The 12,292-nt window shown below is 61.8% G+C and carries 9 protein-coding genes and 1 pseudogene; 3 read left to right on the top strand and 7 right to left on the bottom strand.

Annotated elements, in window-relative coordinates; all coding sequences use genetic code 11:
- Positions 1–342: 342 nt before the first annotated feature.
- A complete protein-coding gene (locus DEIDE_RS04435; RefSeq protein WP_012692751.1) occupies positions 343–1,962 on the top strand; it encodes an alpha-amylase family glycosyl hydrolase in 1,620 nt (539 codons plus the stop codon).
- A 181-nt stretch (positions 1,963–2,143) separates the two neighbouring features.
- On the opposite strand, the gene DEIDE_RS04430 is transcribed toward DEIDE_RS04435, so the two are convergent.
- The 4 genes from DEIDE_RS04430 to DEIDE_RS04415 all read right to left on the bottom strand — a co-directional run bounded on the left by DEIDE_RS04430 (position 2,144) and on the right by DEIDE_RS04415 (position 5,882).
- A complete protein-coding gene (locus DEIDE_RS04430) occupies positions 2,144–3,220 on the bottom strand; it encodes a PilT/PilU family type 4a pilus ATPase (RefSeq protein ID WP_012692750.1) in 1,077 nt (358 codons plus the stop codon).
- Entirely contained in the window at positions 3,217–4,104 is an 888-nt protein-coding gene (gene panC / locus DEIDE_RS04425; RefSeq protein WP_012692749.1) for a pantoate--beta-alanine ligase, read from the bottom strand. The genes DEIDE_RS04430 and panC overlap by 4 nt, the downstream gene beginning before the upstream one ends.
- Positions 4,091–4,459, bottom strand: coding sequence for a phage holin family protein (locus tag DEIDE_RS04420; protein ID WP_041227406.1), 369 nt, complete (start codon positions 4,457–4,459; stop codon positions 4,091–4,093). Before DEIDE_RS04420 ends, panC begins: the two co-directional genes overlap by 14 nt.
- A 427-nt stretch (positions 4,460–4,886) precedes the next feature.
- Positions 4,887–5,882, bottom strand: coding sequence for a ribose-phosphate diphosphokinase (locus tag DEIDE_RS04415; RefSeq protein WP_012692747.1), 996 nt, complete (start codon positions 5,880–5,882; stop codon positions 4,887–4,889).
- A 213-nt stretch (positions 5,883–6,095) separates the two neighbouring features.
- Here DEIDE_RS04415 and DEIDE_RS04410 point away from each other — a divergent pair, with 213 nt between their 5' ends.
- Positions 6,096–6,872, top strand: coding sequence for an META domain-containing protein (locus DEIDE_RS04410; RefSeq protein ID WP_041227089.1), 777 nt, complete (start codon positions 6,096–6,098; stop codon positions 6,870–6,872).
- 330 nt (positions 6,873–7,202) lie between these two features.
- A complete protein-coding gene (locus DEIDE_RS04405; protein ID WP_012692745.1) occupies positions 7,203–8,639 on the top strand; it encodes a phytoene desaturase family protein in 1,437 nt (478 codons plus the stop codon).
- A gap of 58 nt (positions 8,640–8,697) precedes the next feature.
- Here the strand turns inward: DEIDE_RS04405 and dnaJ are convergent, their stop codons facing one another.
- The 3 genes and pseudogenes from dnaJ to tdh form a co-directional block, all read right to left on the bottom strand.
- Positions 8,698–9,819, bottom strand: coding sequence for a molecular chaperone DnaJ (gene dnaJ / locus DEIDE_RS04400; RefSeq protein WP_012692744.1), 1,122 nt, complete (start codon positions 9,817–9,819; stop codon positions 8,698–8,700).
- A 102-nt stretch (positions 9,820–9,921) separates the two neighbouring features.
- A pseudogene (gene trpS, locus DEIDE_RS04395) lies at positions 9,922–10,926 on the bottom strand (tryptophan--tRNA ligase).
- 151 nt (positions 10,927–11,077) lie between these two features.
- Positions 11,078–12,112 (bottom strand): L-threonine 3-dehydrogenase, encoded by a 1,035-nt coding sequence (gene tdh, locus DEIDE_RS04390; RefSeq protein ID WP_012692742.1) that lies wholly within the window; start codon positions 12,110–12,112, stop codon positions 11,078–11,080.
- Between the last annotated feature and the right edge of the window lie 180 nt (positions 12,113–12,292).

The raw sequence follows: 12,292 nt of genomic DNA, 5'->3' as shown, positions 1-12,292 counted from the left end.
ACGCCCGTGGATCGCTGGTCCCGTCACAGAGACTCTCGCGTCAGAAAAGCCGTTTTAAAACGCACGTCCAGCTGCGTTTGCAGACGCGGAATCTTGTCGCTGCGAATATTCAGGCAAGGCAGCAGGAGCCTGGATCGTCTCAAGCTCAGGCATACAGTTTTCCTGTCCAGTGGCCATTCCCCACGACGCTGCCAACCTCCTGGCTATTCATCTTGGTGTAGGCGTCACTCACATGAGGAATAATTAAAGTTTTTCCTGAAAACAAATTGTGATCTTGGGCATATGATTTACCAGTTCCAAAAATCTTAAGCACGCGATTCCGTCGCGTCATGGAGACTTATTGTGAAGCGTTCTCTGAGCAGTCTGCTGGCCCTCTCTCTTGGTCTTACCGCCTGTGGAAGCACTTCCACATCGGACAGTCCCGCAACCTCTGTGGGCTCACAGGCCATCAGCGGGACCAATATTGATACCTGGCGCAAACAGATCATCTACCTGACCCTGCCGGACCGTTTCTTCAATGGCACTACCTCCAACGATAACCTGGGCCAGCCCTACTGCTTTGACCAAAGTTGGCCTTACAAGTTTCATGGAGGTGACCTGTCGGGTCTGCGGCAGAAAATTTCGTACATCAAGGGCCTGGGTGCGGGTACCCTCTGGACCACCCCTGTCTACGCCCAGGTCCCCGAGGTTAATCCAGGAACGTCCTCGGCGTCATGCGGGTATCACGGGTACTGGCCAAACTTCAAAAACCCCAGCGACCTTGCTGTAGAGCCCAAGCTGGGCACGAGCAGCGAGCTCAGCGGCCTGATCAGCGACCTGCACACCAACGGCATGCGTTACATGATGGACATGGTGGCCAACCATGCCGGGTACAACGCCAGTGTCACCAAAAGCAACCCGGCATGGTTCCACAGCGACTGTACGGGCGACGACATCAACTGTCCGCTGGCAGGCCTGCCTGACTTCCGTCAGGAAGACAGCGCGGTCGCGACCTATCTGACCAATCTCAGCAAGACCTGGACCAGCACCTACGCAATTGACGCAATCCGCATGGACACGGCCAAACACGTGCCCATGAACTACTGGCAATACAACTGGATTCCCGGAGTGCTCAACTCCCGACCAAACACCTTCCTGCTGGCCGAAGCCTTCGTGACCGGCAGTGCCTCGCAGATCAAGCCCTACTACGACGCCGGTTTTGACAGCGCCTTCAATTTCCCGCTGCGCAGCGCTCTGGTCAGCAGCATCGCCAAGGCTGGCAGCATGGACACCCTGGCCAGCAGTGTTCAGGACTACATGGGTACGTTGGGCCTGAACCGCGCCCTGCTGACAGTGAACCTGCTGGACAACCACGATGTGCCCCGCTTTCTCAACGAGCCCGGATTTGGTGTCGCCGAGGACGAAATTCGCCGCCGCTACCATATGGCTCTGGGGGCCCTGATGACCCTGCCGGGTATCCCTCAGCTCTACTACGGCAACGAAATCGCAATGTATGGTGGCGGCGATCCCGACAACCGCCGTGACATGCCGTCATGGGCCTGGACCAGCACAGGGCGCAGCGGAACCTACAGCGGCTTCCTGCCCAACCCCGGGCTGACCTTCAACCTGGTTCAGAAACTGGCAAGCGTCCGGACCAATAACCCCGGTCTGTGGAAGGGTTCCTACGCGGAAATGTGGCGTCCAAACGGAGGCACCAATGTGTTTGCCTTCTACCGCGGCTACAGTGACAGCACCACCGGCAGCCGTCTGATTGTGGCCTTCAACAACAATGCCACTTCGGCCAGCGTGACCCTCAACATAGGCGGAAATACGGCGATCAGCAGTGCCGACCGCAGCTACCTGGCCAACCGTGTCTTTGACGACCAGGCCGGACAGGGCGCACCCGCGACGGTGACCAGCAGCAACGGCTCCGTGACGGTCAGCCTCCCTGCCAAATCGTTTGCAATTTACAAGGCACGTTAAAAACCAGCACTGCAAACCGTGCAGCACCAGACCGTATCGATACGGTCTGGTGCTGCTTGTTGAAGTCATGGCTTATCCAGCCGGTCTGGTCCTGAAAGGACCACGGAGCCATGCTCTGTTCCGGTAAAGCGGTTCTCCCCGGACGGCGCACCCGAAGTCCAGGTGCGCCGTTCTCCCTTCTTTACGAGGCGAATCCCGAGCGAGTGACCATCAGCTTGAGCTCATGCGGGCTGGTCGCTGCATCCGTGGCCTCTTCTAACGTGATCAGGTTGTGTTGATACAACTCCATCAGATGCTGATCGAAGGTATGCATGCCGCGGATGTTATCTTCCATCAGGGCGTCCTTGATCAACGGCGTACGGTCCTCGTCACGGATGTAGTCCTGAATGAGGGGCGTGTTCAGCAGTATCTCGCTGGCAAGTACCCGTCCGACTCCGTCTGCCCGGCGCAGCAGGCGCTGGCTGACAATGCCGATCAACGATTCTGCCAGCTGCAGCCGCACCTGCTCGCGCTCGTGTGGTGCGAAGAACTCGATGATGCGGTTGACCGTCCGGACCGAATCCTGGGTATGCAGCGTGCTTAGCACCAAGTGGCCGGTCTGTGCGGCCGACAGCGCAGCGTCCACCGTCTCACGGTCACGCATTTCCCCGATCATGATCACATCCGGGTCCTGACGCATGGCGTACTTCAGCGCCGTCCGGAAATCCCGGGTATCGTTGCCCACCTCGCGCTGCACCACGAGACTGCGCTTGTTACGGTGCAGAATCTCGATAGGGTCTTCAATGGTGATGATGTTATAGGCGTAGGTCCGGTTGATGTGGTCGATCAGACTGGCCAGAGTAGTGCTCTTCCCACTGCCGGTCGGACCGGTGACCAGCACCAGACCACGAGGGGCATCCGAAAAATGACGCATGACGTCGGCAGGCAGGCCCAGGGTCTCGAAACCTGGCACCGCATCGGACACCACACGCATCACCACGCCCACTGCCCCGCGCTGCCGGAATACATTGCAGCGGAAGCGTCCCAATCCTGGGGCCGTATAGGAGGTGTCGAACTCCTGACGGTATTCGAAATCTTCCCACTGCTCCGAATTCAGAATGGTCTGAGCCAGGGCCTCGGTATCAGGGGGCATCAGCGGCTCGCTGCCAAAAGGCACCAGGGCGCCGTCAATCCGGCCCATCGGTGGACTCCCCGCCTGAAGATGAATGTCAGAAGCGCGGTGTGCCAGCAATTCGCGCAGCAGTTCTTCGAGGGTCATACATTCCTCCCAATGTCATCTGGACCCTGGTCCAGCGGCAGGTTATCGATCAGGCGCACACCGAACATCCGCGCAGCGACCAGGACACGGTTGAGGGGATCGGGGCTGACGAGTTCCGTTTCCTGGAGATGACTGTTGACCACACTGAGATAGTCCAGGGTGACTTCACTGTCTGCAGCCAGAATGTCCAGGCCCGCCTGCTGTAGTGCCTGTGTGTGGCGTTCTCCGGCAGCAAACGCGGCCTGCACCGCCCTAAGCGCGCGTGCGAGGACAGCAGCCCGCGCCTTCTGCTCGTCGCTGAGATAACTGTTGCGGCTGCTTAGCGCCAGTCCGGAGGGGTCCCGGACGGTGGGCACGCCAACCACCTGCACCGGCACATTCAGGTCAGTCACCATGCGGCGCACAACCGCCAGCTGCTGCCAGTCCTTCTCTCCAAAGTACGCCCGGTCGGGGCGCACCATATTCAGAAGCTTCAGGACCACGGTGGTCACCCCTGTGAAATGTCCGGGGCGTGCAGCGCCGTCCAGCGGCTCACTCACGCCCGAGACGCTCACCCGCGTGCTGAAGCCTTCGGGATACATCTGAGCAGCGTTGGGGTGAAACACGATGTCTGCGCCGGCCTGCCCGGCCACTTGCAGGTCGCCTTCCAGGTTGCGCGGATAGCGGCTGAGGTCCTCAGAAGGTCCGAACTGCATGGGGTTGATAAACACGCTGACCACCACGCGCCCACCTGGATGGTCCTGCCGGGCCCGGCGAATCAGGGTGGCATGACCTTCGTGCAGATAGCCCATCGTCGGCACGAAGCCGATTTCACCTGCTCCGGTCAACGCGGTACGCAGCTCTTCGGTAGATGTGATCAGAATTGGGGTCTTAATCGCGCCCACCGTCCAGGCCCAGCGCGCCCACAATGGCGTCCAACACCCAAGAGATGATGGTCAGCAGCAATGCGCCAATGAAAGCGGCTCCAAAGCCGGCGACATCCAGGGCTGTCACAGCGGCCACGATCAGAAGCACAACCGCGTTGACCACCAGCGTGAACAGGCCCAGCGTCAGGATAGTGATCGGCAGGCTGAGCAGCAGCAGTACCGGCCGGATGAGCGCATTGACGATCCCCATGACAAGCGCGGCAATCAGGATACTGACCACCCCAGCGCCCGGCGCAAAAGTGACGCCGCTATAGACCCGGGCCAGCAGGTACAGGGCCAGAGCTGTCACCAGCAACCTCAGCAGGAATCCCATGCCTAGCAGCATACCCCGCCCGGTCTCTGCTGGCCTGCGCTGTTACGCAAGGACCCCCAGCACCGGTCGCAGACTTTAATCCGCGCTGTAAAGCAGGAATCAGCAGCTGGTCCCAGAAGGCATGCAGGAACGAAGGCCAGCACCAGCAACCATCAGCTCTGGCCGCAACCAGGTACCCCACCTTTCTCAAACGATTGCTGAGGCCCTGATGCACCTTGGGCGGACCGCAGTCACCAACACATGTGAGCGCCTTGGATTCCCCTTGATCCGCGGCCATCGATAGGATCTGGTACACCGGCCAAAGGCGCGAAACTCAAGCCCTGGTGCGAGTGTCCGCCAGCCGCTGCTCAGTCACGTTCCCTGAAGTTCGCACCGACAGCAGAAAAAGGCGGAGGAATGACTCCCCCGCCCCTCCTTTCAGCAAGCTTCAGCTGAACAGGGTGCTGACGCTGTCGCCGGTATGAATGTTGCGGATCGCGTTGGCGAACAGCGGCGCGACATCCAGCACGGCAAGACGCCCGTTGGCCCCCTCGATCTTGGACTCCGGCACATGAACGGTATTGCAGCTGGCCACCTGGGTGACATCCAGCCCCGCAATCCGCTGGATGGCAGGCCCGGTATAGACCCCGTGCGTCACTGCAACGTAGACATCCTTGGCACCCATTTCCCGGGCAATGTTCACTGTTTCCACCAGAGAACCGGCCGTGCTGATCTCGTCATCGACGATAAATACCGTCTTGCCCTTCACATCACCGATCAGGGCGCGGGGACGCACTTCGGTATCCGACAGGCGCTCCTTGTCGATCATGGCCAGACCGCTGTCGAGGCGGCGGGCGATCTGTGAGGCCCGCTTGATGCTACCCGCGTCCGGCGCCAGTACCACGCCGTCGTGCGCGTCAGGAACACACTTCTTGAAGTGCTCGCTGAGCACCAGATCCGCCGAGAGGTGATCCACCGGGACCTTGAAAAACCCGTGAACCTGCGGCGCATGCAGCGTCATGGTCAGGATGCGGTCCGCGCCGGCTTCCTGCAGCAGGTCTGCCACGAGGCGACCCGCGATGGAGATGCGCGGGCTGTCCTTTTTGTCGCTGCGCGCATAGGAGTAGTAGGGAATGACCGCTGTAACCCGCCCGGCGCTCGCACTTTTGGCTGCGTCGATCATCAGCATCAATTCCATAATCGCGTCACTGACCGGTGTGGAGAAGGTCTGCACGATAAAGACGTCGCCCTCGCGCAGGGACTCCTCATAGTGAACGATCAGGTTGTCGTTGGTGAATTTCACGGTTTCACTGCGCCCCAGCGGAACACCCAGGTTGTCGCAGATCGCCTGGGCAAGGGGACGGTTACTCTGACCGGCAAACACCAGCAACGGAGAGCGGCGGCTTTGGAGCGAGTTTGTCGGCGGGCGGTGGGGAACGGACAAGGTGGAATCCTCCGGGTGGATAAAGAATGGAGCAACGCGCCAGGCGTGACCGATGGAAGCATACCGGTCTGTAAGGGCAGGTGTCATGGACCAGGAGCGTGCCCATCCCAGGAACACCCAGGTTCCCTCTCTCTGCTTTCGCAATTGTCCTTTTCCGCCGGACAACCTCATATGTGGCACGGCCCTTGAGCGACCAACAATAAAATGTGTCTTATGCGACACTTCTTTTTGCTGTCATTGCTGAACGTGATTCCATTCGCTGCACAGGCTGCCGGATCAGCCGGCACGTCAGGGTTAAAAGGTGTCACCTGGGAACTGTCCAATATGGTGATGGACGACCGCCAGGCTGTGCTGTCACAGGTCCCCACCATGCAATTCAATGGAATCCGCGTTGTGGGCCAGACCGGCTGCAATACATTTTCCGCCCGTGCCAGTGTTCTGAAGCACGCCATGAATTTCGGCCCGGTCGTTCAGTCCCGCCGGGCGTGCACGGACGCGCAGCGCACAGCCCAGGAGGACGGGTTCATCAACCTTCTGCGGCAGGTGACGCGATACGAGCTGAAGGACTCGACCTTGACGCTCTTCAGCGGCAAGGCTGGCCGGCTGGTTTTCCGCGCCGCAGGAACCGGCCCAGCGATTCTTCCGCCAGACCTGCAGGGAGAATGGAACGTGACCCGGCTGAGTCCAGGGGGACGTACCGTTGCGCTGGCTGCTCCGGCAAGCATCAACTTCATGATGAGCACTGACCGGAATCTCCGCCAGTTCAGCGGAACCACCGGCTGCAACCGCATCTTTGGAACCCTGCAGCAGGCCGGACCTGTGGTGACCTTCACCACGGCAGGAACTACACGTCTGGACTGCGCGCCAGCACTGAACGAACAGGAAGGTGCGTTGATTCAGGTTCTGAACACACCACTGACCATCACACGCACAGCACAGCACCTGACGCTCAAAGGAAGTGCTGGAGACATTGAACTTCTGCGGCGTTAGGGGGCCAGCACTCCATAACCCGACGAGGGCACCCTCATGACAGAGGCATGCAGATCGCCGGTCGGGACGCGTCAGAGTGCTCCGGTCCGGGCTGGCTGAAGCTGGGTCGTCTGATTGCTGCCAAAGCGCCGGCCCTGAACGGCCAAAGACAGCGGTTCACACGACATAGAGCCTCAGGCACAGTTGCAGGCGTGCAACTTTATAGGTCACGCGCCGGGAAGTGGTTGCTGGACAGCCTCTGGTCACCTTCTTCAGGCCTGCCTGGCATCTTCCAGACGCTTCAGTGCCCGGAACATGCTGTTTTTTTGGTGGGTGCTCTAGGCTGAGCGCATGACCCGGCTTGATGCGGTGGTGGTGGGCGCCGGTCCCAATGGGCTGGCGGCTGCTGTCACCCTGGCGCGCGCTGGACTCAGGGTCCAGGTTCTGGAAGCACATGCCCGGCCCGGTGGCGGAGTCAGCAGCGCGGCACTGACGCTGCCAGGTTTCGTGCATGACGTGGGGTCGGCGATTCATCCGCTGGCAATTGCCAGTCCCGCGTTCCGGAGGTGGCCACTGCATGCGTTCGGGCTGGACTGGATTCACCCCGCAGCGCCGGTTGCCCACGCCCTGTCGCCCAGCCACACGGTCACGCTGGAACGTAGCCTGGATGCCACGGTCGACGCCCTCGGCTCCGACGGGTTTGCCTACCGGCGCCTGATGGCTCCTCTGCTCCAGGACTGGGAAGGCCTCCTGCACGACATCCTGCGGCCGCTTATTCGGGTGCCTTCCCATCCCCTGACCCTGGCACGCTTTGGACTCCGGGGTTTACCTTCTGCAGACCTGACAGGACACGCGTTGTTCCGCACGCCAGAGGCCCGGGCGCTGTGGGCCGGTCTTGCGGCGCACACGGCCCTGCCCCTTTCAACACCCGGTACGGCGGCAGCGACCCTTGTGCTGGGTGTCCTGGCGCACGCTGTGGGGTGGCCGTTTCCGAGAGGTGGTGCCCAGGCCATTCCGGACGCCCTCTGCGCGTACCTGCACTTTTTAGGTGGAGAGGTTCTGACTGGCGTGACCGTTCATAAGCCCGCCGACCTGCCAGAGGCGCGGGTTGTCCTGGTGGACAGCAGTCCTCAGGTGCTGCTGAACCTGCTTGGAGACCGTGCCCCAGCGCCCTACCGCGAGGCGCTGGGCCGGTACCGTTACGGAGCGGGCGTGCAGAAATTCGATTACGCCCTGGAAGGCCCGGTGCCCTGGGCTGACCCCCGTATGAACCGCGCCGGCACCCTGCATCTGGGTGGACCTGAACAGGAGGTGCGGACGTCGGAAGCTGGACTGCATTCAGGCGTCTCAGCCCGGCCGTACGTCCTGGCCTCACAGCACACCCGGTTTGACCCCAGCCGTGCTCCTGCTGGCGGCCACACCTTCTGGGCCTATGCCCACGTGCCGCATGGCAGCAGCGCTGATATCAGCGGTGTGGTCGAAGCCCAGATCGAACGCTTTGCGCCGGGCTTTGGCCAGCGGGTCAGGGCGAGGCACGTCACAACCGCTCCCGCCCTGGAAGCGTTCAGCCCGGTTTTCCGCGGTGGTGACGTCAACGGTGGAGCAGGCACGCTCTGGGGGCTGCTGGCCCGGCCCACCCTGGGTCTGACTCCCTACCGCACACCGCTGCGAGGCTGGTATCTGTGCAGCAGCAGCACGCCCCCCGGTGGTGGAGTTCATGGCATGGCCGGGCATCACGCCGCCCTCACTGCGCTGCGGGACGAATTCGGAATCCACGAGGTGCCGTAAATCCGGACGAGGGGGAGGCGCTTGGCGTGCCTCCCCTTTGCAATACCTCTGAACTGTTTTACTTTCCGTGGAAAATTTTGCCGACCTTGTCGAACAGGCTCTCTTGGCGGTCGTTCACCTCGTCGCCCATTGCCCGCGCATAGGCCAGCAGTGCCTCGCGGGCTTCGGTACTCAGTTGCGAAGGCTTGGGCACGGCAATCTCGTACTCCACGATCAGGTCACCATTGCCACGTCCCTGAAGGCGGGGCATACCCTGCCCTGCCAGCCGGTGCAGGTCTCCGTGCTGAGTGCCGGCTTTAACCTCAATCACCTGCGGGCCGTCCAGGGTTGGGACCGTCAGCTGGCCGCCCAGGGCAGCTTTGGCAAAGCCAATGCGGGCCGTGTGAATCAGGTGCTCCTGCTCACGGCGCAGGTCCGGGTGGGGCTCCATCTCGATATGCACGTACAGGTCGCCGTTGCCTCCCGGGCCCTCGTTGCCCATGCCGGCCACGCGGATGCGGTAACCCTCGTCGATTCCCTTGGGCAGCTTGACTTTCACCGTGTCGGCCTTCAACGTGCGCCCACGGCCTTTGCAGACCGTGCAGGGGTCCTCTATGATCTGCCCCTCGCCCCGGCAGGTGGGGCAGGGCTGCTGCGTCTCGACAATGCCGAAAATGGTGCGGGCCTGAGCGCGGACTGCCCCTGCCCCGGCGCAGGTCGCACAGGTCTTGGGCGGCTTGCCGCCGGGCTCACTGCGGGAGCCGTGACAGTGCTCGCACTCGCGCAGGCGGTCCACCGTGACCTCGATTTCCTCTCCTGCCCGGGCCTGCAGCAGCGAGATGTGGGCCTCGGTTTCCAGGTCGTCGCCGCGCGCCGGACCGCGCCGGGTGCGTCCTCCCACGGCCCCGCCGAACAGCTGCTCGAAGATGTCCATGGGGTCGAACCCTGCGCCGCCCATGCCGCCGAAGGGGTCACCACCCGGCATCCCGGCACCGGGCGCAGTGCCGAATCGGTCATAGTGGGCGCGCTTCTCGGCATCGCTGAGCACCGCGTAGGCCTCGTTGATCTGGGTGAACTTCTCGGCCGCACCAGCTTCCTTGTTGCGGTCGGGGTGATACTTCAGGGCGAGTTTGCGGTAGGCGCTTTTGATTTCATCGGCGCTCGCACTTTTGGCGACGCCCAGCAGTTCGTAGTAGTCCATGTGTCGTGTTTTCGCCGGGCGCGGCTTGGCCCGACCTCCACTTCCCAGGTTAACATGACCACACTCAAGAAACGTGGGTGCAGTTGGGGGCAACCGGGCAGTTCAGTTGCCGCCGAAATAGTCCAGGGTCATGGCCCGCCTTGCGGCCGCCATGGTCTGCACGGCAACCTCCCGGCCGCGTATGGTCCCTTCACGCAGCAGCTCCATCACCGCACCCGGGTCCTGTGCAAATCCGGCCCGGCGCTGACGGACAGGCTCCAGAGTGTCCTCCAGGACGTCAAGCAGGTGCCGCTTGACCTTCACGTCCCCCAGCCCACCGCGGGAGTAGTGGTCCTTCATGGCCTGCACCCGGACCTTGTCAGGGTCAAAGGCGTCCAGGTAGGTAAAGACCGGATTACCGGCCACACGCCCCGGGTCCTCAGCCCGCAGATGGTGGGGATCCGTGAACATGCCCATCACCTTGCGCTTCACCTCGTCTGCCGGGTCGCGCAGGCAAATGGCGTTGCCCAGAGACTTGCTCATCTTGTTGCCTCCATTGAGTCCTGGCAGGCGCGCGGTCTCTCCTACCAGGGCCTGCGGCTCGACCAGCACCGTGGCGTAGAGGCTGTTAAAGCGCCGGACAATCTCCCGGGTCTGCTCGATCATCGGCAGCTGATCAGCCCCAACCGGCACCAGATGAGCCCCAAAGGCCGTGATGTCGGCCGCCTGGGACACCGGGTAGACGAAAAATCCCGCCGGCACTGCCTCACCGTAGCCTTTCTGGGAAATCTCCATTTTTACCGTGGGGTTCTGACGCAGGTGCGAGACAGTCACCAGGTTCAGATAGAACACCGTGAGTTCGGCAATTTCAGGCACCAGAGACTGAATGACAAAAGTGCACTCCTTCGGGTCCAGGCCCACGGCCAGGTAATCCAGCGCCACCTCCAGCACGTTGCTGCGGACCTTCTGCGGCTGCCCGAAGTTGTCGGTCATGGCCTGCACGTCCGCGATCAGCACGAAGGTCTCGTACTGGTGCTACAGCGCCACACGGTTTTTGAGTGATCCTGCGTAGTGGCCGATATGAAGCGGCCCGGTGGGACGGTCACCGGTCAGAATCCGTTGTTTCATGGGATCTCCTTAAGGCCTGAGGCAAAAAAAGAGCCGCGCCCGGACAGATATTCCGGGCGCGGCATGCCAGCTGAGCATCAGGCACAAAGCAGGGTCACCCGGGAGAACCGGGCCACCACCATCCCTGTACCTGACGTGTCATTTGCAAAGTCTACCGTTTTTCCCAGTCCAGAATGACCTTGCCGCTCTGACCGCTGAGCATGGCATCAAAGCCCTGCTGGAAGTCATCGATGCCAAAGTGGTGCGTGATGATGGGCCTCAGGTCCAGACCCGACTGGATCAGGGCGGCCATCTTGTACCAGGTCTCGAACATTTCACGGCCGTAGATTCCCTTGATGGTCAGCATCTTGAAGATCACGGCGTTCCAGTCGATGCGCACGTCACCGCTGGGTATTCCCAGCAGGGCAATTTTGCCACCGTTATTCATAACATCGACCATCTGCGCGAAGGCAGGCCCCGATCCGCTCATTTCAAGGCCGACATCGAACCCCTCAGTCATGCCCAGTTCGTTCCGGGCCACGGACCACAGGTCTTCTTTGGTGACGTTGACCGCCCTGGTCACGCCCATTTTGCGCGCCAGATCCAGCCGGTAGTCGTTGATATCGGTAATCACCACGTTGCGTGCGCCCACGTGCCGGGCCACTGCAGCCGCCATCACGCCGATAGGACCGGCGCCTGTAACCAGCACATCCTCTCCGACCAGATCAAAGCTCAGGGCCGTGTGAACCGCGTTGCCAAAAGGATCGAAGATGGCAGCGACGTCATCGGGAATATCGTCGGGCAGCTTGAAGGCGTTGAAGGCTGGCAGCACCAGGTACTCCGCAAAGGACCCGGGACGGTTGACCCCCACACCGAGCGTGTTGCGGCACAGGTGCCGGCGACCGGCCCGGCAGTTGCGGCAGTGTCCACAGGTGACGTGGCCTTCCCCACTGACGCGGTCGCCCACATTGAAACCGCGAACCTCGCTGCCCATAGCGGCCACCACGCCCACGTACTCGTGACCTACCACCATAGGCACCGGAATGGTTTTCTGCGCCCACTCGTCCCATTTGTAGATGTGGACGTCGGTGCCGCAGATGCTGCCCTTTTTGACCCGGATCAGCAGGTCGTTGGGTCCGGGCCTGGGGACCTCGGTGTCCACCATCCAGATGCCCGCTCTGGACTCCTGCTTGCTGAGAGCCTTCATGCGGCCGGGGGGGTCCTGAAAATCAGTGGATGCGGGCTCAGTATCAGTCACGTCAGCGGTTCTAACGCGTGGGTGCAGCGGCGCGCAACGAGACGCGCATGGCCAGGAGCTGAAGGCGAACGTCTGAACAGTTCAATAAGCCCTGGGCCTGTCCCTCCGCAGACCCTGCGGGCTACGCTG

Origin of the sequence: Deinococcus deserti VCD115, assembly GCF_000020685.1 — a bacterium.
GTDB classification, from domain to species: Bacteria; Deinococcota; Deinococci; order Deinococcales; family Deinococcaceae; genus Deinococcus; species Deinococcus deserti.
The sequence above is the reverse complement of the archived record's forward strand: the minus strand, read 5'-3'. Positions and strand labels throughout refer to the sequence as shown.

Excerpts from the sequence above, each read along its gene's own strand:
- DEIDE_RS04430 (WP_012692750.1), bottom strand. The coding sequence starts at position 3,220 with ATGACCCTCGAAGAACTGCTGCGCGAATTGCTGGCACACCGCGCTTCT.
- DEIDE_RS04405 (WP_012692745.1), top strand. The coding sequence starts at position 7,203 with ATGACCCGGCTTGATGCGGTGGTGGTGGGCGCCGGTCCCAATGGGCTG.
- DEIDE_RS04420 (WP_041227406.1), bottom strand. The coding sequence starts at position 4,459 with ATGGGATTCCTGCTGAGGTTGCTGGTGACAGCTCTGGCCCTGTACCTG.
- DEIDE_RS04410 (WP_041227089.1), top strand. The coding sequence starts at position 6,096 with ATGCGACACTTCTTTTTGCTGTCATTGCTGAACGTGATTCCATTCGCT.
- tdh (WP_012692742.1), bottom strand. The coding sequence starts at position 12,112 with ATGAAGGCTCTCAGCAAGCAGGAGTCCAGAGCGGGCATCTGGATGGTG.
- dnaJ (WP_012692744.1), bottom strand. The coding sequence starts at position 9,819 with ATGGACTACTACGAACTGCTGGGCGTCGCCAAAAGTGCGAGCGCCGAT.